Here is a 17137-nt window from a genome sequence, read left to right on the forward strand (position 1 = left end):
GCCGCCGGCACCGACAGCGATGAGTCCGCGCCCCGGGCGCCGTCTGCCCGTCAGACCCGTGCGCACCGTGCGGGCACCCGGCGCGGGAGCAGGGGGTGGGGCAGGTGACGGCGCACCTCGGCGACACCGTGCCGGCCGGCGGGCGGGCGGGCGGGAGCGGCGACGTCCCCGCGGTCGAGGCCATGGGCCTGGCCAAGCGGTTCGGGTCGACGACGGCGGTCGCGGGGGTGGACCTGCTCGTCCCGCAGGGCGGCGTCCACGGCCTCCTCGGGCCCGACGGCGCGGGCAGGACCACCACCCTCCGCATGCTGGCCGCGGTGGTCCCGCCCGACGGCGGGTGGGCGCGGGTCCTCGGTCACGACGTCGCGCGCGAGCCCGGCGCGGTCCGCGCGCGGGTCGGCCTCACCGGCCGGTTCGCCTCCCTCGACGAGGAGCTCACCGGCGCGGAGAACCTGCTGCTGCTCGCCCGGCTGCTCGGCTACTCACGGGCCGCGGCCCGCCGGCGCACCGACCAGCTGCTGAGCGCCTTCGGCCTCACCGGGGCCGCGGGCACACGGGTCGGGCGGTACTCCGGCGGCATGCGGCGGCGGGCCGACATCGCCGCGAGCATCGTCGTCCGGCCCGACGTCGTCCTCCTCGACGAGCCCACCGCCGGGCTCGACCCGTGCAGCCGCAACCAGGTGTGGGACGTCGTCCGCGCGCTGGTCCGGGGCGGGACGACGGTGCTGCTGTCGACCGGCCACCTGGACGAGGCCGACCTGCTCGCCGACCGCGTCTCCGTCCTCGACGCCGGCCGGGTCGTCGCCGAGGGCAGCCCGGCGCAGCTGAAGGCGTCGGTGGGACCGGGCACGCTGCACGTGCGGGTGCGCGAGCGGGAGCGCCGCGCCGAGGCCCGGGAGCTGCTCGAGCGGGTGCTCGGCGTACCGGTCGAGGCCGACGCCGACCTCACCGCGCTCACCGCCCGGGTCCCCGGGTCCGCGCCGGCCACCCGGGCGCTCGCCGCGCTGGGCGACGCCGGCATCGACCTCGCGCAGTTCTCGCTCGACCGGCCGGGCCTCGACGAGGTCCTGCTCGCCCTGACCGGCCGGCCCGCCGCGGACGAGCCGCCTCTGGGGCCGTGGCCGGCGGTGCGCTAGAACGGTCGGATGCCGCCCGCCCTGCGCACCGCCCGCTTCGCCGAGCTCACCCCGTTCGAGGTCTACGCGCTGTGCCGGCTGCGGGTCGACGTGTTCGTCGTCGAGCAGGAGTGCCCCTATCCCGAGCTCGACGGCCGCGACACCGAGCCCGGGACGCTGCACCTGTGGTTCGAGGAGGACGGCGCGGTCCTCGCCACCATCCGGCTGCTCGACGACGGCGGCACCCGGGCGATCGGCCGGGTGGCCACCGCCGGCGCCGCCCGCGGCCGGGGCCTGGCCGCGCGGCTGGTCGAGGAGGGCGTCGCGCTCAGCGACGGCCTCCCTGTGACGCTCGGCGCCCAGGCGCACCTGCAGGGCTGGTACGAGCGGTTCGGGTTCCGGCTGTCGGGCCCGGGCTACGTCGAGGACGGCATCCCGCACGTGCCGATGCGCCGCGAACCGGCCTGAGCGCTCAGGCTGCGGTGGCCGGCATCAGGTCCGCGGCGCCGAACGCGGCGTCGAAGCGGTCGCACCAGATCACCACGCTGGTGTAGCCCGTGGCGTCGACGCCCGCGGGCACGGCGTAGTTCTGGTCGCCGACGTTGCCCTTGAGCGCGCCGAGGTCGACGGCCTCGTCGTCGAAGGCCGCCTCCTCGCCGCCCGCGGGGTTCCGCGAGAGGTAGACGAACAGGGCGGGACCGTTGGAGGTCTCGAAGCCCTCGAGCCGCACGACCACCTGACCGTCGGGGAGCTGCACCAGCCGCGCGGTGCCGACCGTCTCGTGCTCGCGGGAGACGAAGGTGCCGGTGGCCAGGTCGACGGGGCCGGCCGGCGCGACCGGGGCACCCGGTGCCGCTGCCGACGGGGACGGCGCGTCCGCCGCGACGGTGGGCGGCGCCTCGTCCACGCGGCTGTCGTAGAAGAGCTTCTGCGGCTGGAACCACACCAGGGTCACCACCGCGAGCACCACGGCGACCACCGCCCCGAGCAGGATCCACGTCCGCAGCCGCACCGTCACGGCGGCGGACCCTAGACCGGACCGCGCGGTCCGTGGGGTGTCCCGGACGCGGCCCCGGGTACCGGCCCGGCATGGCGGACGACGGGGACGGTGGCGGCTCGGTGGGCGGCTCGGTGGGCGGTTTCGCGGGCGGGCTCGGCGCCCGCGTGCGGGAGGGCGACGACGGCGCGGCCGTCCTCGACTTCGAGGTCCGCGACGAGCACCTCAACCCCGCGGGGACGCTGCACGGCGGGGTGCTGGCGACGCTGGTGGACACCGCGATGGGCCAGGCCGTGCGCACCACCACCGGCGAGGGCGAGGTGCCGGCCACCAGCCAGCTCACCGTCACCTACCTGCGCCCGGGGAAGCCGGGGCCGCTCGAGGTGCGCGGCCGCGTGCGCACCCGCGGCGAGCACCTGACGATCTGCGAGGCCGACGTCGAGCAGGAGGGCCGGGCGCTGGCGCACGCCGTCGCCACCTTCGCCGTCCTGCAGCACTGACCGGGAGGGGTCGCTGAGCCGGGCCACGACGCACGAGCGCCCCGCCGGATGGACCGACGGGGCGCTCGCGGAGGTGCAGGGGACTCAGACGTCCTCGGCGCAGAACACGGTGCCCTCGCCACCGGTGTCGCCGCTCCACAGCGCCTGCGTGGCCGTCGGCCACTCGCCGCAGGGCTGGTAGCTGGTCTCGTAGAACTCGCTCTCGGTGACCTTCTCCTCGACGACGCCGACGACGCGCGCCTGCGCGGACTCGTCGTCGCAGTCGACCGTCTCGAAGCTGCTGGCGCCCTCCTGCGCGATGCAGTCCCCGACCTCCGGGTCGCCCACGCCGAAGAACCGGAACGCGGCGATGCCGCCGGCGACGGCGACCGCCGCCGCGACGCTGCCGATACGCTTGCCCTTGCCCGACTTCGGCGCCGGCTGACCCGGGCCGCCGAACGGGGTGGCGCCGAACTGGCCCGGCGCGCCCTGCGGCGGGAAGGGCTGGCCCGGCTGCGGGTACGGCTGGCCCGGCTGCGGCTGACCCTGCGGCGGGAAGGGCTGACCCGGCTGCTGCGGGCCGCCCTGCGGCGGGAAGGGCTGGCCGGGCTGTCCCGGGTTGGTCATCACGTGCTCCTCGGTGTGCCTGACGGTCACCGGGCGGCGCCGTCCGCGGGGCACCATCACACGCGGCGTCGTCGCAGGTCAGGAGGACGCGCCCGGACCTCCCCCCGTGGGGTCAGGCGGGCAGGAGTGCCGGGAGTGCCTCGTCGACGACGAGCGCGAGGCCCTGGTTGTCGTCGTCGTAGACCTCGTCGTCGTCGCCGGTGCCGCACTGGCTGACCAGCAGGATGATCGCGAAGACCATCACGATCAGGCCGAGGAACGTGCCGAGGAACAGCGCCCGGCCGCGCTTCGGGCGGGGGTTCATCCCGCGGCGCGGGTCCTCGGGGTCGGGTGCGGCGGCGGGGTGGGACATGGGTGCTCCTCACGGTCGGGGACGGCGGTCGGGGCACGGGGCCCGTTCTCCCGACACATGCCCAGCCGCCCTGCCGGTACGCACGTCGCGGGCACCCGGATCGCGCACGACGGGGTGACGCCGCAGGCCGTGGCGGAGGACGATCACCCCATGACCACTGCGACCTGGAACGGCACCGTCATCGCCGAGTCCGATGACATCGTCACCGTGGAAGGCAACGCCTACTTCCCGCGCGAGTCCGTGCGCGAGGACGTGCTGCGCCCCTCCTCCACCCACACCACCTGCCCGTGGAAGGGCGAGGCCTCCTACCTCTCCCTCGAGGTCGACGGGCAGACCAACCCCGACGCCGCCTGGTACTACCCCGAGCCGAAGGACGCGGCGAAGGAGATCACCGGCCGGGTGGCCTTCTGGCGCGGCGTCGAGGTGCGCTGACCGCCCCCGGACACGGCGCGGGCCCGGCCGCGGGGTGCGGCCGGGCCCGGGAGGACCGCGGAGGTGCGAGGGGCGGTCAGGCGGGGCGGGCGCCGGCCAGCTCGCGCGCGGCGGCGGCGGCCGGGGCGTCGAGGACGGCGGAACGCTCCTGGCGCTCGATGACGCGGTGGTAGCTGGCCCACGCCTCGGCCGGCGTCACGTCGAGGGCGGCGGCGATCTGCTCCCAGCTCGCCCCGCCGCGCAGGGCCGCGCGGAAGCCGGTCAGCTGGCTGTCGTGGGCCTTGCGGGCGATGACCTCGCCGAGGGCGAGCAGCTCGAGGGACTCGGGCACGTCGAGCTGCGTCTCGTCGGAGAGCAGCGAGCTCCAGTCGTCGTCGTCGCGGTCGGCGACGGTGTTCAGGGACGTGGTCCCGGAGTCCCGCCGGCTCAGGAAGTCCAGGCGGGTGGCGGCGGTCTGGAGCGAGAACTCCTGCTCCAGGGCCTCGGGAGTGATCTGCATGCCTCCCACCTTCCCCGAGGTACCGGACGGCGGCGAGCCGCTGCGAGCGGGATCTCACGGACGCGCGGAGGGCCCGCACCCGGGGTGGGTGCGGGCCCTCCGGAGAGTGGCGGCGTCAGCTGTCGACGCCGACGGCCTCCTTGGCGACCTCGGCGAGGGCGACCTGCGCGGCGCTGACCACGCTGGACCGGTTCTTGTGGGTCTCCTCGTAGCGGATCAGCACGCGGATGGCGTGCGGGTCGCGCAGGGCCTTGGCGGCCTTGGCGGCGTCCGAGGTCGACAGCGAGTCGAAGCCCTTCACCGGCAGCTCGTCGGCGGTGACGTCGCCCAGCTCCTCGCGGGCGGCCTTGGCGGCGTCGGCGGCCTCGCGGTTGCCCTCGCGGCGGGCGATCCGCTCGGCGCGGCGCAGCGTGGCGGCCCGGCCGACGCTCAGGGTCTCGCGGACGGCGTCGGTGAGGGTGGAGGCCTTGCCGGCCACCTCGCCGAGCCGGTCGCCCGCGGCCTCGCGGCGCTGCTGGGCGGTGTCGAGGGCCTCGTTCACCCGGTTGGCGACGAAGCGGTACGGCGCGTTGGCGGCGCGGGCGGCGACACCGGCGACCTGCTGGAACGGGGTGGCCTGCAGCGCGGCGGGGCCGCCCAGCGCCTCCTCGGCGAGCACGACGGTCAGCCACTCGATGGTGGCCTCGTGGGCGGCGACGAGGCCCTCGGCGAGGCGCTCGACCTTCGCGAGCCCGGCCGCCTGGCCGAGCACCTTGAGGTAGGTGGCGCGGTCGTGCAGCTGGTGCTCGAGCGAGAGGTCCTGCAGCAGGGCCTCCTCGAGCGGCTCGGCCTGCTCGAAGGTGGCCTTGAGCACGGCGGAGAGCCGGCCGACGACGGGGGTGACGACGTCCGGGACGCCACCGAGCTCCCGCAGCTCGGCGGTGATGAGCCGGGTCCGCTCGGCGGCGTTGTCGGCGTTCTGGGTGAGCTCGCGGCGCACGGCGTCGGTGCGGGCCTGCGAGACGCGGGTGCGGGCGACCTGCTCCTCGGTCTGGGTGAGCAGGACCAGCGCGCGGAGCTGGTTGACGATCTTGGCGTGGTCGGTCACGACGGAGGACTCCAACGGTCGGGTACGGCCTGACCTCCCAGGTATGCCCCGCCCCGGCCCCTGCTAACTAGAGCAAGCGGATTGCTAGCGGTGAGGTCGGTCACTCCTCCGGGTGAACGAGGTCGGCCTCGATGCCCAGCCGCACGGCGACGTCGTGCATCTCGGCCTCGAAGAGCGAGGCGGCGTCGTCGAGGGCGAACCGCAGGTGGCCGAAGACCTCCATGCACACCAGCCCGTACAGGCGCACCCAGGAGGACAGGAACACCGCCATGACGCCGAGCGGGAGCTCGACCGGGAGCTTGGCGCACCAGGCGCGCAGCTGGTCCCGGTAGCGCTCGTCGAGGTCGCCGTCGGCAGGGACGGGGAAGGGCTGCTGCAGGTAGACGGCGGCCATGAGCGCGGCGAAGACGCCGCCGAAGCGCCGGCCGGCGGCGGCCGCGGGGCCGTCGTCGGCCTTCTCGGGGACGACGCCGTCAGCCGCGTTGCCGAAGAGCAGGCCGAACTCGGCCGGGTGGTCGATCGCCCAGCGGCGGAAGGTGCGCGCGGCGGTCATCAGCTGCACCCCGGGTCGCGGCGGGGCGACGGCGTCGCGGGCCTCCTCCAGCCGGTCGCACAGCTCGTCGTAGAGGTCGGCGACCACCCGTTCGACGAGCTCCTCGCGGCTGGCGAAGTAGCGGTAGAGCGCGGGCGGGGTCAGGCCGACCTCCCGGGCGATCGCCCGCAGTGCCAGGCCCTCGACGCCGTGCTCGACCAGGACACGACGGGCCGCGCCGCGGATGTCGCGCAGCGTGTCGGCGCGCGCCCGCTCCCGCCTGTTCACCGGTCCGGCCATCGCCGTCCACCTCCTGCCGTTGACATCAGTGAACGGTGTATGCAGAGTTACCGCCGTTCGCTAACGGCGTTCACCAATCTATCAGGACGAGGAGGGGTCGCCGTGTTCGAGGCCCTCGGACGAGTGGTGTACCGACGACGCCGGCTGGTGCTCGCGCTCAGCGCGCTGGCCGTCGTCGTGGCGGCCGTGTGGGGCACCGGCGTGTTCGGCCGGCTCACCGGCGGTGGCTTCGACGACCCGGGCAGCGAGAGCTCCCGCGCCGCGGCGCTCGCCGACAGCGAGCTGGGCCGCGACGCCGCCGACGTCGTCGTCCTGTACCGCAGCGACGACCTGACCGTGGACGACCCGGCCTACGCCGAGGCGGTCACCGGCTCGCTGGCCGCGCTGCCCGCCGGCCTGGTCGAGCGGACGACGACGTGGTTCGACGGCGGCGCCCCTCCCCTGGTCAGCGACGACCGCCGGTCCACCTACGCCGTGCTGACGCTGGCCGGCGACGCCGACGCGCGCACCGAGGCGCTGGAGGCGATCGAGGACGACCTCGCGGCACCCGGGCTGGAGGTGTCGGTCGGCGGTGCCGCCACGGTCGAGCGCGACATCAACGACCGGGTCGGCGCGGACATCGCCCGCGCGGAGATGATCTCGCTGCCGGTGCTCGCGGTGCTGCTCGTCGTCGTGTTCGGCAGCCTGGCCGCGGCGAGCCTGCCGCTGGCGATCGGCGTCACCGCGATCCTCGGCGCCTTCACCGCGCTGCGGGTGGTCAGCCTGTTCACCGAGGTGTCGGTGTTCGCCGTCAACATCGTGACGATCCTCGGCCTCGGCCTCGCCATCGACTACGGCCTGTTCGTCGTGAGCCGGTTCCGCGAGGAGGTGCGCCGGCGGGCGAGCGTCGAGGAGGCCCTCGCCCGCACGATGGCCACCGCCGGGCGGACGGTGGCGGTCTCCGGCGTCACGGTCGCGCTGTCGCTGGCCGGCCTCGTCGTCTTCCCGCAGGTGTTCCTCCGCTCGATGGGCTTCGGCGGGGTGGCCGCGGTGCTCGTCGCGATGCTCGCCGCGCTGACGCTGCTGCCGGCGCTGCTGGCGGTGCTCGGCCCGCGGGTCGACGCGCTGGCGCTGCCGTGGCACCGGCGCGCGGTGGCCACCGTCCCGGGCCGCGGCTGGTGGGAGCGGGTCGCCCGCGGGGTGATGCGGCGCCCGGTGCTCGTGACCGTCGCCGTCGTCGGGCTGCTCGTGGTGCTGGCCCTGCCGTTCCTGCGGGTGCAGTTCGGCGCCATCGACGTCCGCGTGCTGCCGGCCGGCACGGAGAGCCGGGTGGTGGCCGAGACGATCGACGAGGACTTCCCGACCTCGCCGTCGGGCCCGGTGACCGCCGTCGTCAGCCTGGCCGACCCGGTCGACTCCCCCGCCGGCGCCGCCGCGCTCGAGTCCTACGTGGCCGACGTCGCCGCGCTGCCCCAGGTGGAGGGCGCCACGGTGACCGGCGCCGAGGGGACGACGGCGCGGGTGTCGGTGGCCTACGCCGGCGACCCGGTCGACGCCGACGCCCGCGCGCTGGTGGGCGACGTCCGAGACGTGCCGGCGCCGCCGGGCGGCGAGGTGCTCGTCGGCGGGGAGAGCGCGGTGATGACCGACCTGCTCGACAGCCTCGGCTCGCTGCTGCCGTGGATGGCGCTGCTCGTCGTCGGGACGACGTTCGTGCTGTTGTTCCTCGCCTTCGGCTCGGTGGTGCTGCCGGTCAAGGCGGTGCTGATGAACGTGCTGTCGCTGGGCGCCTCGTTCGGCGCGCTGGTGTGGATCTTCCAGGACGGCAACCTGTCGGGGCCCCTGGGCTTCACGCCGACCGGCTTCATCGAGGCAACGCAGCCGATCCTGGTGCTGGCGATCGTGTTCGGGCTGTCGATGGACTACGAGGTGTTCCTCATGTCCCGCATCCGCGAGCAGTACGACCTCACCGGCGACAACACCGCCGCGGTGGCCACCGGGCTGCAGCGCACCGGCGGGATCATCACCAGCGCCGCGCTGCTGCTGCTCGTGGTGATCGGCGCCTTCTCCACGTCGGGGATCACCTTCATCAAGATGATCGGCGTGGCGATGGCGATCGCCATCGTGGTGGACGCGACCGTCGTCCGGACGCTCCTGGTGCCGGCGACGATGCGGCTGCTCGGCCGGGCCAACTGGTGGGCGCCGGGGCCGCTGGGCCGCCTCTACGCGCGGTACGGCATCACGGAGTCCGACGACGAGGAGCCCCCGGCGCCGGCGGCGCGGCCGCTGGAGCCGGCCGGCATGGCCTGACCTACCGGGCTCTGCGCCTCGATCGCACCGGCTCCGCGGGACTCCCCGCGGAGCCGGTGCCGCGTCAGCGGGCGGGAACGGCCGGGGGCACCGGCGGGCGGCGGCGGGTCTCCAGCCGGAGCACCGGCTGGGTCAGCTGCGCCAGCGTGGCGCAGCGCTGGCACACCGGGCCGGGGTGCGTCTCGGCGGCGCAGGTCTCACAGAGCACGCGGGGTCTCCTCGCTCGGGGTCCGTCGGACCGGGGAGCCAGGACCCTGCCACCCCGCGCCGACGTGCCCGCGCCGCGTGTGACGGGTGGGACGACTCGTCAGCGATCCGTCACCTGGGCGACGTCGCCCGTCGGCCCGGCGCCCCAGCGCGGGCGCCGGCGGACGACGGCGGTGGCGACCGGACGGGACGCGGGGGCGCAGGCGCAGGCCTGGCCGGAACAGCGGTGCGCGGTGCTCACGGGACCTCCCGGTGACGGTGGCCGCCGAGGGTGACAGCTCCCGCGCCCCGGCGACAGCGCCGGCGCCGCGGTGGGACGAAGCGTCACCCGACCGACCCACGCCGTTCCCCCGGCCGGTACCGGGGACGCCGTGCGGCCACCCGCGCGCCGCTCATCGACCCGGTGCTGCCTCGGCGCCCGGGAGACGACCGCAGGTCGACAACGGGCGTCGACAACCGGCGGGGACGACCGTCGTGATCAGGCGAGCAGCGCCGCCAGGCGGTCGAGGTAGGGCACCTGCCCCTTCACCAGCTTGACCCGTGCCTCGTCGAGACCGAACCAGGCGGCCCGGTCCACCTCCGGGAAGTGCTGGACCCGCCCCGACCGCGGCGGCCACTCGAGCTCGAACGTGCCGCTGACGATCGCGCCGGCGTCGAGGTCGCCCTCCCCCGCCCACACGGTGAGCAGCTTCGACCCGGCCCGCAGCTCACCGAGCGGGATCAGCGCCGCCGCGGGCACGGGGCTGCCGAGCTCCTCCTCGAACTCGCGCCGGGCTGCGGCGAGCGGCTCCTCGTCGTCGCCGTGCTCGCCCTTCGGGATCGACCAGGCGCCGTCGTCCTTCCGCGCCCAGAACGGCCCGCCCATGTGGCCGAGCAGCACCTGCGGCGCGGGGGCGAGCCGGTACAGCAGGATCCCCGCGCTCCGCCTCGGCACCGGCCCACCCTCGCACGGGCGGCGCCCCGGCTCAGTCGAGCGGGCGGCGACCGCCCGTCGGTACGGGCGCCGCCCGGCGCCCGCAGCCGTGGCAGAACCGTCCGGGCAGCCGCCTCGTCCCGCAGTGCTCGCACGCCATCTCCGGCCTCCTCCGTCAGCGGGTGGAGACCGCAGGCTGCCGGGCGGCGGTCCCGCCCGGGGCGCCGACACCGGCGGTGGGACGAGTCGTCACGCGACCGTCACACCGGTCAGCGGCAGCCGTCGGGCCCGGGGCGGTGCCCGCCAACGGGGCCGTTCCCGCGCCCGTGGCCGTTGCCCGGGCCGTCGCCGCGCCCCGGGCCGTCGTCGCACGGGGCGGGGACCACGGGCGCGATGGGCGGGGGCGGGGTCGCGGGCACCTCGAGCTCCGGCGTCGCGGTGGGCGCGGGCTCCTCCGCGACCGGGGCGGGCTCCGGGTCCGGCGACGGCGCGGCCTCCGACGCGGGCTCCGGCGCCGAGGGCGGCACCGCGGTCCGCCCCGCCGGCGGCGCGCTCGCCGGCGCGGGCCCCGACAGCGGCGGCGCCTCGGGCGCTCCACCCCCGCGTACGGCCGGGGCGACCAGCACGGCCAGCCCGGCGACGAGCAGCACCAGGACCGCCGCGCCGACGCCGACCCACCGCCGGCGCACCCCCGCCGGCGCCGCGCGGTGCCGGGACCGGGTGGGCAGCACGTCGGTGTCCTGCTCCCCCGCGGGGTCGACGGCGGGGTCGGTTGCGGGGTCGACCGGGTCGAGGCGGGCGGTGTCCATCCGGGCGAACCTACGGAGCGGGCGGGCCGGATCCGTTTCGCGACCCGCGGGCGGGCCGCCGGCCCGTCACACCCGCCCCAGGAGGGGCGGCTCCTCCCGGGAGGGGGTCACCCGGGAGGAGCCGCGGTCTACCCGCGCCCCAGGTGGGCGAGCGCCTCGGCGAGGCCGGTCACGTCGGCGTACTTGGCGTCGAGGTCGGCCAGGTTGTTCTCGTGCAGCGCCGCGCTCCGGTCGGCGCACGCCTCCCGCACCACCTGCGGGCGGAAGCCGGAGTTGAGCGCGTCCATCGCCGTGGCCCGCACGCACCCCGAGGTCGAGACGCCGGCGACGACCACCGTGTCCACCCCGGCAGCGTGCAGGGTGGAGGCGAGCGAGGTGCCGGAGAACGCCGACGCGTACTGCTTGACCACCACCGGCTCCCCCGGCGACGGCGTCAGCGCGAGCCGGCCCCAGTCCCCGGGCGCGTCCTCCGCGAAGGCGGCCAGCGCCGGCACCTTGCGCACGAACAGCCCGCCGTCGGCGAGCCCGGCCGCGTAGCGCACCGCCGTCCAGACGACGGGGTGCCCGCCGGCGCGGGCGGCCTCCACCAGCGCCCGCGCCGCCTCCACCGCGGGCGCCGGGTCCGGCAGCGCGAACGGCCCGCCGGGCTCGGTGTAGGCGCGGCAGAGGTCGATCACCAGCACGGCCGGGCGGGTCCCCCAGCCCACCCGGCCGGAGAACGCCGAGCCGTGCGGCCCGGCACCGGTCACGTCGCCGACCACACCGGCCGCCGCGGCGCGGGCAGCCCGGTCTCCTCCTCGCAGCGCGCCAGCAGCTCCTCCACCGGCGGGCCCATGTCGAACACCGGCAGGTCGGCGGGCCGGTCGGCGCGCAGCTGGTCGCGCAGCGTCTCGGTGGCCTCGGCGTCGACCTCGCCGCCGTCGCAGACGACGACGCCGTAGCGCCGGGCGCCGTCCTGGGTGACCAGCCCGCGGCGCACCTCCTGCGCCACCAGCTCGGGGTCGCGCTCGAGCGGGTCGCCCCACCCGCCGCCGCCCCAGGTGACGAAGTGCAGGACGTCGCCGGGGTGCACGGACACCCCGTGGCACTTGCTGGGCAGCACCTCGCGGGTGCCGTCGGCCCGGTCGATCCACTTGCGGCCGCGGGCGCCGGGCTCGCCGCCGTTGACGCCCCACGGGTAGGTGAGCCAGCGGTCGTCGTGGATGGCGATCTCGCCGGGCTCCTCGAACACGTAGGCCACGTCGACGCCGTTGCCGCCGCGGTGCAGCCCGGCCCCGCCGGTGTCGGCCACGGTCTCCCACCGCTCGATCCGCAGCGGGTAGTAGGACTCGAGGTACTCGCAGGGGATGTTGACGAAGCTCGGCCACAGCGAGTGCCCGTCGGGGCCGTCGCCGAGCGGCCGGCCGGGGATGCCGCCGAAGCCGATCGAGTAGAGCTGGAACCACTCGCCCTTCCGCTCCCCGCCGGAGTAGTGGCCGGAGTACATGAAGTGCGGCGAGGAGGAGAAGCCGGCGGCGTTGAGCAGCGCGGGGTTGGTCTGCCCGAGCAGCCCGCCGAAGAGGTCGAACACCCGCCCGATGCCGTGGTTGCGGCCGTTGAGCGCGGCCGGGTGCGCGGGCTTCCAGTACGAGCCGTCCGGGATCGTGACGTCGACCAGCGGGTAGAAGCCGTCGTTCCACAGGATCTGCGGGTCGGCGACGGTGATCATGTAGATCCCGAAGAACATCCGGGTCAGGTTCTCGTTGATGTAGTAGTTGATCGGCCCGGCCGCCTGCGGCGAGGAGCCGGTGAAGTCCAGGTGCACCTTCTCGCCGGTGCGGGTGAGCGACAGCTTGAGCTCGTAGGGCCCGTTGCCGACGCCGTCGTCGCAGATGTAGTCGGTGAACGAGAGCGTCCGGCCCTCCTCGAACACCATCTGCAGCAGCACCTTCATGGCGTCGTGGTTGCGCTGCAGCAGCGCGTCGAGCGCCGACAGGTAGGTGGCCGTGCCGAACCGGGTGCACATCTCGACCACCCGCCGGCCCGCGGTGCGGCAGGCGGCGACCAGGCCGTTGAGGTCGGCGCGGTTCCAGTCGGGCATGCGGACCTGGTTGAGCACGATCCGCAGCGCGTCCTCGTTGAGCACGCCCTTCCGGTAGAGCTTGAAGGGCGGGATGACGACGCCCTCCTCGTAGATGGTGCGGGCGTCGGTGGGCATCGACGACGGCGTCTTGCCGCCGACGTCGGACATGTGCCCGAACATCGAGGCCCACCCGACCACCCGGCCCTCGTGGAACACCGGCACGACGACGAGCCAGTCGTTGGCGTGGCTGATCGCGGCGCCGCAGGCGTAGGGGTCGCTGGTGAGGAGGACGTCGCCCTCCTCGACGGTGTCGTCGAAGCCCTCGAGGAAGTCGGGGATGGACAGGCCGAACTGGCCGACGACCATCTTCCCGGCGGGGTCGGCGATGAGCGGGAACTCGTCGTGCTGCTCGCGGATGCCCGGCGACAGCGCGGTGCGGAACAGCACCTCGTCCATCTCGTAGCGGGCGTTGCGCAGCCCGTTCTCGATGAGGTCGAGGGTGACCGGGTCGACGTCGACCCGCTCGACGGTGCCGGTGGCCGTCTCGACGATCCGTGCCATGTCAGCCCTCCACGGGGGTGATCAGCAGCGAGCCGGACGCGTGGACGGTGGCCACGTGCCCGGGCAGGACGAGGGTGGTGCTGTCCATCTCGGTGACGATCGCGGGACCGGCGACGATGTCGCCGGCGCGCAGCCGGGCCCGGTCGTAGACCGACGCGGACACGCGCTCGCCGCCGACGTGCACCGGGGACTCGCTCACCAGCGCCCCCTTCGGGTCGCCGTCGCCGGGCTCGAGCCGCACGGGCGCGACGTCGGGCCGCGGGCCGGTGACGGTGGCGCGCGCGTTGACCAGCTCGTGGTCGACGGTGAGCAGGAAGGAGAACAGCCGGTCGTGCTCGGCGTCGAAGGCCCGCCCGAGCTCGGCCAGCGGGCTGCCGCCGTCGAGCCACGCGGGGTCGACCTCGACGGGGATCTCGAAGCCCTGCCCGTGGTAGCGGACGTCGACCTGGTAGCCGACCGTCTGCTGCTCCCGGGGCGTGCCGTGGGCGGCCAGCCGCTGCCCGGCGTCGTCGGCGAGCTCGCGCAGCACCTGCACCAGCTCGCCGTCGCCGAGCTGCCCGAAGCGCCGCAGCACGGTGCGGGCGGACTCGTCGCGGCGGCTGGTGGTGGCGTCGCCGAGGGCGCACAGCACCCCGGGCGACGGCGGCACGATGACCGGCCACGCGCCGGTGAGCACGCCGAGCGCGTTGGCGTGCAGCGGCCCGGCGCCGCCGAAGGCGACCAGCGCGAAGTCGCGGGGGTCGAAGCCCTGCTGCACCGAGACCAGGCGCAGCCCGCCGAGCATGTTCTCGTTGACGATGTCGACGATCCCGGCGGCCGCGGCCTCCGGGGAGTCCAGGCCCATCGCCTCGGCCACCTTGCTCACGGCGTCGCGCGCGGCCTGCACGTCGAGGGTGATCTCGCCGCCGGCGAGGTCCGAGGGCAGGTAGCCCAGGACGACGTTGGCGTCGGTGACCGTGGGCTCGACGCCGCCCTTGCCGTAGGCCGCGGGGCCGGGGTCGGCGCCGGCGGACTGCGGGCCGACGCGCAGCGCGCGGGTCAGCTCGGGCACGTGCGCGATCGAGCCGCCGCCGGCCCCGACGGTGCGCACGTCGACGCTGGAGGCCCGCACCGTGAGGTCGCCGACCTTCGTCTCGCGGCCGATCCGCGGGGCGAGGTCGCGCACCAGCGCCACGTCGGTGGAGGTGCCGCCCATGTCGAAGGTGATGAGGTCGCGGTGGCCGCACTGCTCGGCCACCCACACCGCGCCGGTCACCCCGCCGGCGGGGCCCGACAGCAGCATGCTCACCGGCGCCTCCACCGCGGCGTCGGCCGACTGCAGGCCGCCGTCGCTGCGCAGGATCGACAGCTCGCCGGCCACCCCGCCCTCGCGCAGCCCCTCGGACAGGTGCCGCACGTACTTCTCCACCTGCGGCTGCACGTAGCCGTTGGCGACGGTGGTGAGCGTGCGCTCGTACTCGCGCAGCTCCGGCAGCACGTCCGAGCTCAGCGACACCGGGACGCCGGGCAGCACGTCGGTGGCGATCTCCCGGATGCGCCGCTCGTGCGAGGCGTCGGCGAAGGAGTTGACCAGGCTGACGGCGAGGGCCTGCACGCCGCGGCCGGCGAGGCGCTCGAGCTGCGCCCGCACGTCGGCCTCGTCGAGCGGGCGCACCTCCGACCCGTCGCTGGCCACCCGGCCCTCGACCTCGACGGTGTCCTCGAGGTCGGCCAGCGGCTCGGGCTTGGGCCAGATGATCCAGCCGGCCAGCCCGCCGGGCACGAACGAGCGGGCGATCTGCAGGACCTGCCGGAAGCCCCGCGTGGTGACCAGCCCGACGCGGGCGCCCTTGCCCTCGAGGATCGCGTTGGTGGCCACCGTGGTGCCGTGCAGCACCTGCGCCACCTCGCGCATCGAGATGCCGGCGTCGGCGCACACCTTCCCGATGCCGGTGAGGACGCCGACTGCCTGGTCGGCCGGGGTGGAGGCGGTCTTGGCGCGCCAGGTCGCGCCGCTGTCCTCGTCGACGAGCAGGACGTCGGTGAAGGTGCCCCCGACGTCGACTCCGAGCCGGTAGCTCATGCGGTCTCCTCAGTGCGGGTCGCGGGATCGGTGGCCTGCAGCCGGGCCGCCCGGACCATCACGGCCCGGGCGTTGGCGATGTGCGAGGTCATGACGGCGCGGGCCCACTCCGGGTCGCCGGCGCGCAGGGCGGCGACGATCTCGGCGTGGTGCGCCAGGCTGCGGCGCAGCGACTCCTCGTCGTAGGTGAGGAAGTTGCGCCGCACGATCGGCGGGTGGATGGCGGCGGCCAGCGCGGCCGCCAGCGTGGGGTGCGCGGCGAGGGCGACCAGCCGGTCGTGGAACGCGCGGTTGAGCGGGACGAGCGCGTCGAGGTCCTGGTCCGGGCCGGGGGTGCCGACGGCGAGCATCCGGCGGGCGAGGTCGTCGAGGGCGTCGACGTCGGCCGGGCGGGCGTTCGGGACGGCGTGCGCGGTGAGCTGCGGCTCCAGGACCGAGCGCAGGTCGAACACGCCCTCGAGCTCGGCGACCGTCCAGGTAGCCACCCGGGCGCCGCGGTTGGGGACGAGCTCCACCAGCCCCTCGGACGCCAGCCGGGACAGCGCCTCGCGGACCGGCGTGCGGCTCACCCCGAGCCGCTCGGCCAGCTCCACCTCGCCGAGCCGCGCGCCGGGAGCCAGGTCGCCGCCCATGATCAGGTCGCGGAGGGTCGCCAGGGCGCGCTCGGCGGACGTCAGAGGGCGTGTCAACGGTCACACCTCCTCGGGGATTGCATGCAAGGTAGGGGTGGCCGCGGGTGCGCACAAGGGCCCCGGCGGAACTCTCCGGACCGTTGCCCTGCACGTCGGGGACGGTGCAGACTCGCGACGACGCACGGCCACCGCGACGGTCGCTGTATGCAACCGCGCGGGACCGGGACGACACACGAGGAGGCCACCGTGGCGGATCTGCTGAGCGGTGCGCGGGCCCCGCGGGCGCGGCTGCGCGAGCTGCTCGCCGGCCCCGGCCCGCTGATGGCGCCGGGCGCCTACGACGCGCTGACCGCCCGGCTGGTCGAGCAGGCCGGCTTCGACGCGGTCTACATGACCGGTTTCGGCACGACGGCGGGGCTGCTCGGCCGGCCCGACGTCGGCCTGCTGTCGGGCGCGGAGATGGTCGACAACGCGCGCCGCATCGCCGCCGCCGTCGACGTGCCGGTCATCGCCGACGCCGACACCGGCTACGGCAACGCGATCAACGTCGTCCGCACGGTGCAGCTCTACGAGCAGGCCGGGGTCGCGGGCATCCAGCTCGAGGACCAGGTGATGCCCAAGAAGTGCGGGCACATGAGCGGCAAGGCGCTCATCGGCGCCGGAGAGATGGTGGGCAAGATCCGCGCCGCCGCGGCCGCCCGGCGCGACCCCGACCTGGTGCTCATCGCCCGCACCGACGCCGTCGCCGTCACCGGGGTCGACGACGCGCTCGCCCGCGCCCGCGCCTACGCCGGGGCCGGCGCCGACCTGCTGTTCGTCGAGGCGCCGACCACCGAGGCCGACGTCGAGCGCGTGGCCGGCGAGCTCGCCGGGGTGGCGCCGCTGGTCTTCAACTGGGCCGAGGGCGGGCGCACGCCGCCGCTGTCGCTGGAGCGCATGGCCGAGCTCGGGTTCGCGCTGGTCATCTACCCGATCGGCACGCTGCTGGCGGCCACGGCCGGCGTCCGGTCGCTGCTCGCCTCGCTCAAGCAGCAGGGCGTCCCGCCCCTAGACGGGCTGCCCACCTTCGGCGAGTTCACCGACCTCGTGGGCCTGCCCGAGGTGCAGGACCTCGAGCAGCGCTTCGCCGGCTGAGTCCGTCCACATCGGCACCCGGGGGCGACCGGAGGGCAACGTCTCTCC

General features: G+C 75.6%; 19 protein-coding genes. 6 read left to right on the forward strand and 13 right to left on the reverse strand.

What is annotated here, in order from left to right; all coding sequences use genetic code 11:
* Positions 1-95: 95 nt before the first annotated feature.
* Positions 96-1136: an ATP-binding cassette domain-containing protein gene (locus BUE37_RS12400; protein ID WP_245794569.1), complete on the forward strand. Its 1041-nt coding sequence runs from the start codon at positions 96-98 to the stop codon at positions 1134-1136.
* 9 nt (positions 1137-1145) lie between these two features.
* Complete coding sequence (locus tag BUE37_RS12405) at positions 1146-1583, forward strand: GNAT family N-acetyltransferase (protein WP_073420413.1); 438 nt, start codon at positions 1146-1148, stop codon at positions 1581-1583.
* 4 nt (positions 1584-1587) lie between these two features.
* Here the strand turns inward: BUE37_RS12405 and BUE37_RS12410 are convergent, their stop codons facing one another.
* Positions 1588-2133 carry a DM13 domain-containing protein gene (locus tag BUE37_RS12410; protein ID WP_217651224.1) on the reverse strand — a complete coding sequence of 182 codons (546 nt, stop codon included), beginning with the start codon at positions 2131-2133 and terminating at the stop codon, positions 1588-1590.
* 71 nt (positions 2134-2204) lie between these two features.
* On the opposite strand from BUE37_RS12410, the gene BUE37_RS12415 reads away from it, so the two are divergent.
* Positions 2205-2612 (forward strand): PaaI family thioesterase, encoded by a 408-nt coding sequence (locus BUE37_RS12415; protein ID WP_083628589.1) that lies wholly within the window; start codon positions 2205-2207, stop codon positions 2610-2612.
* Between the two features lie 84 nt (positions 2613-2696).
* Here the strand turns inward: BUE37_RS12415 and BUE37_RS23350 are convergent, their stop codons facing one another.
* Positions 2697-3218: an LppU/SCO3897 family protein gene (locus BUE37_RS23350; RefSeq protein WP_139252935.1), complete on the reverse strand. Its 522-nt coding sequence runs from the start codon at positions 3216-3218 to the stop codon at positions 2697-2699.
* A 112-nt stretch (positions 3219-3330) separates the two neighbouring features.
* Positions 3331-3570, reverse strand: coding sequence for a hypothetical protein (locus BUE37_RS12425; RefSeq protein WP_073420415.1), 240 nt, complete (start codon positions 3568-3570; stop codon positions 3331-3333).
* Between the two features lie 150 nt (positions 3571-3720).
* Between BUE37_RS12425 and BUE37_RS12430 the strand changes: the two genes are divergently transcribed.
* Positions 3721-4002 carry a DUF427 domain-containing protein gene (locus tag BUE37_RS12430; RefSeq protein ID WP_073420816.1) on the forward strand — a complete coding sequence of 94 codons (282 nt, stop codon included), beginning with the start codon at positions 3721-3723 and terminating at the stop codon, positions 4000-4002.
* A gap of 76 nt (positions 4003-4078) precedes the next feature.
* Here BUE37_RS12430 and BUE37_RS12435 read toward each other — a convergent pair whose 3' ends face one another.
* The 3 genes from BUE37_RS12435 to BUE37_RS12445 form a co-directional block, all read right to left on the reverse strand.
* Complete coding sequence (locus BUE37_RS12435; protein WP_073420416.1) at positions 4079-4501, reverse strand: hypothetical protein; 423 nt, start codon at positions 4499-4501, stop codon at positions 4079-4081.
* Between the two features lie 115 nt (positions 4502-4616).
* Positions 4617-5588 (reverse strand): hypothetical protein, encoded by a 972-nt coding sequence (locus tag BUE37_RS12440; RefSeq protein WP_083628591.1) that lies wholly within the window; start codon positions 5586-5588, stop codon positions 4617-4619.
* A gap of 100 nt (positions 5589-5688) precedes the next feature.
* Entirely contained in the window at positions 5689-6420 is a 732-nt protein-coding gene (locus BUE37_RS12445; RefSeq protein WP_073420418.1) for a TetR/AcrR family transcriptional regulator, read from the reverse strand.
* A gap of 102 nt (positions 6421-6522) precedes the next feature.
* Between BUE37_RS12445 and BUE37_RS12450 the strand changes: the two genes are divergently transcribed.
* Entirely contained in the window at positions 6523-8709 is a 2187-nt protein-coding gene (locus BUE37_RS12450; RefSeq protein ID WP_073420419.1) for an MMPL family transporter, read from the forward strand.
* Positions 8710-8773: 64 nt separating this feature from the next.
* On the opposite strand, the gene BUE37_RS23840 is transcribed toward BUE37_RS12450, so the two are convergent.
* The 7 genes from BUE37_RS23840 to BUE37_RS12480 form a co-directional block, all read right to left on the reverse strand.
* Complete coding sequence (locus BUE37_RS23840; protein WP_175562856.1) at positions 8774-8917, reverse strand: hypothetical protein; 144 nt, start codon at positions 8915-8917, stop codon at positions 8774-8776.
* A 477-nt stretch (positions 8918-9394) separates the two neighbouring features.
* Positions 9395-9850 carry an NUDIX hydrolase gene (locus BUE37_RS12455; RefSeq protein ID WP_073420420.1) on the reverse strand — a complete coding sequence of 152 codons (456 nt, stop codon included), beginning with the start codon at positions 9848-9850 and terminating at the stop codon, positions 9395-9397.
* Positions 9851-10098: 248 nt separating this feature from the next.
* The gene (locus BUE37_RS12460; RefSeq protein WP_073420421.1) at positions 10099-10638 is read right to left on the reverse strand and encodes a hypothetical protein; all 540 of its coding nucleotides are present in this window, start codon (positions 10636-10638) and stop codon (positions 10099-10101) included.
* Positions 10639-10766: 128 nt separating this feature from the next.
* Positions 10767-11387, reverse strand: a complete 621-nt coding sequence (locus BUE37_RS12465) for an isochorismatase family protein (protein WP_073420817.1) — start codon at positions 11385-11387, stop codon at positions 10767-10769.
* Positions 11384-13261 (reverse strand): hydantoinase B/oxoprolinase family protein, encoded by a 1878-nt coding sequence (locus BUE37_RS12470; RefSeq protein ID WP_073420422.1) that lies wholly within the window; start codon positions 13259-13261, stop codon positions 11384-11386. Before BUE37_RS12470 ends, BUE37_RS12465 begins: the two co-directional genes overlap by 4 nt.
* A gap of 1 nt (position 13262) precedes the next feature.
* The gene (locus tag BUE37_RS12475; protein WP_073420423.1) at positions 13263-15323 is read right to left on the reverse strand and encodes a hydantoinase/oxoprolinase family protein; all 2061 of its coding nucleotides are present in this window, start codon (positions 15321-15323) and stop codon (positions 13263-13265) included.
* Positions 15320-16012, reverse strand: a complete 693-nt coding sequence (locus BUE37_RS12480; RefSeq protein WP_073420424.1) for a GntR family transcriptional regulator — start codon at positions 16010-16012, stop codon at positions 15320-15322. The genes BUE37_RS12475 and BUE37_RS12480 overlap by 4 nt, the downstream gene beginning before the upstream one ends.
* A 189-nt stretch (positions 16013-16201) precedes the next feature.
* On the opposite strand from BUE37_RS12480, the gene BUE37_RS12485 reads away from it, so the two are divergent.
* A complete protein-coding gene (locus BUE37_RS12485) occupies positions 16202-17089 on the forward strand; it encodes an isocitrate lyase/PEP mutase family protein (protein ID WP_175562857.1) in 888 nt (295 codons plus the stop codon).
* The last annotated feature ends 48 nt before the right edge of the window (positions 17090-17137 follow it).

The organism is Geodermatophilus nigrescens, assembly GCF_900129495.1.
Lineage (GTDB): Bacteria > Actinomycetota > Actinomycetes > Mycobacteriales > Geodermatophilaceae > Geodermatophilus > Geodermatophilus nigrescens.

Excerpts from the sequence above, each read along its gene's own strand:
- BUE37_RS12430 (WP_073420816.1), top strand. The coding sequence starts at position 3,721 with ATGACCACTGCGACCTGGAACGGCACCGTCATCGCCGAGTCCGATGAC.
- BUE37_RS12425 (WP_073420415.1), bottom strand. The coding sequence starts at position 3,570 with ATGTCCCACCCCGCCGCCGCACCCGACCCCGAGGACCCGCGCCGCGGG.
- BUE37_RS12405 (WP_073420413.1), top strand. The coding sequence starts at position 1,146 with ATGCCGCCCGCCCTGCGCACCGCCCGCTTCGCCGAGCTCACCCCGTTC.
- BUE37_RS12445 (WP_073420418.1), bottom strand. The coding sequence starts at position 6,420 with ATGGCCGGACCGGTGAACAGGCGGGAGCGGGCGCGCGCCGACACGCTG.
- BUE37_RS12415 (WP_083628589.1), top strand. The coding sequence starts at position 2,205 with ATGGCGGACGACGGGGACGGTGGCGGCTCGGTGGGCGGCTCGGTGGGC.
- BUE37_RS12435 (WP_073420416.1), bottom strand. The coding sequence starts at position 4,501 with ATGCAGATCACTCCCGAGGCCCTGGAGCAGGAGTTCTCGCTCCAGACC.
- BUE37_RS12475 (WP_073420423.1), bottom strand. The coding sequence starts at position 15,323 with ATGAGCTACCGGCTCGGAGTCGACGTCGGGGGCACCTTCACCGACGTC.
- BUE37_RS12470 (WP_073420422.1), bottom strand. The coding sequence starts at position 13,261 with ATGGCACGGATCGTCGAGACGGCCACCGGCACCGTCGAGCGGGTCGAC.
- BUE37_RS23350 (WP_139252935.1), bottom strand. The coding sequence starts at position 3,218 with ATGACCAACCCGGGACAGCCCGGCCAGCCCTTCCCGCCGCAGGGCGGC.
- BUE37_RS12460 (WP_073420421.1), bottom strand. The coding sequence starts at position 10,638 with ATGGACACCGCCCGCCTCGACCCGGTCGACCCCGCAACCGACCCCGCC.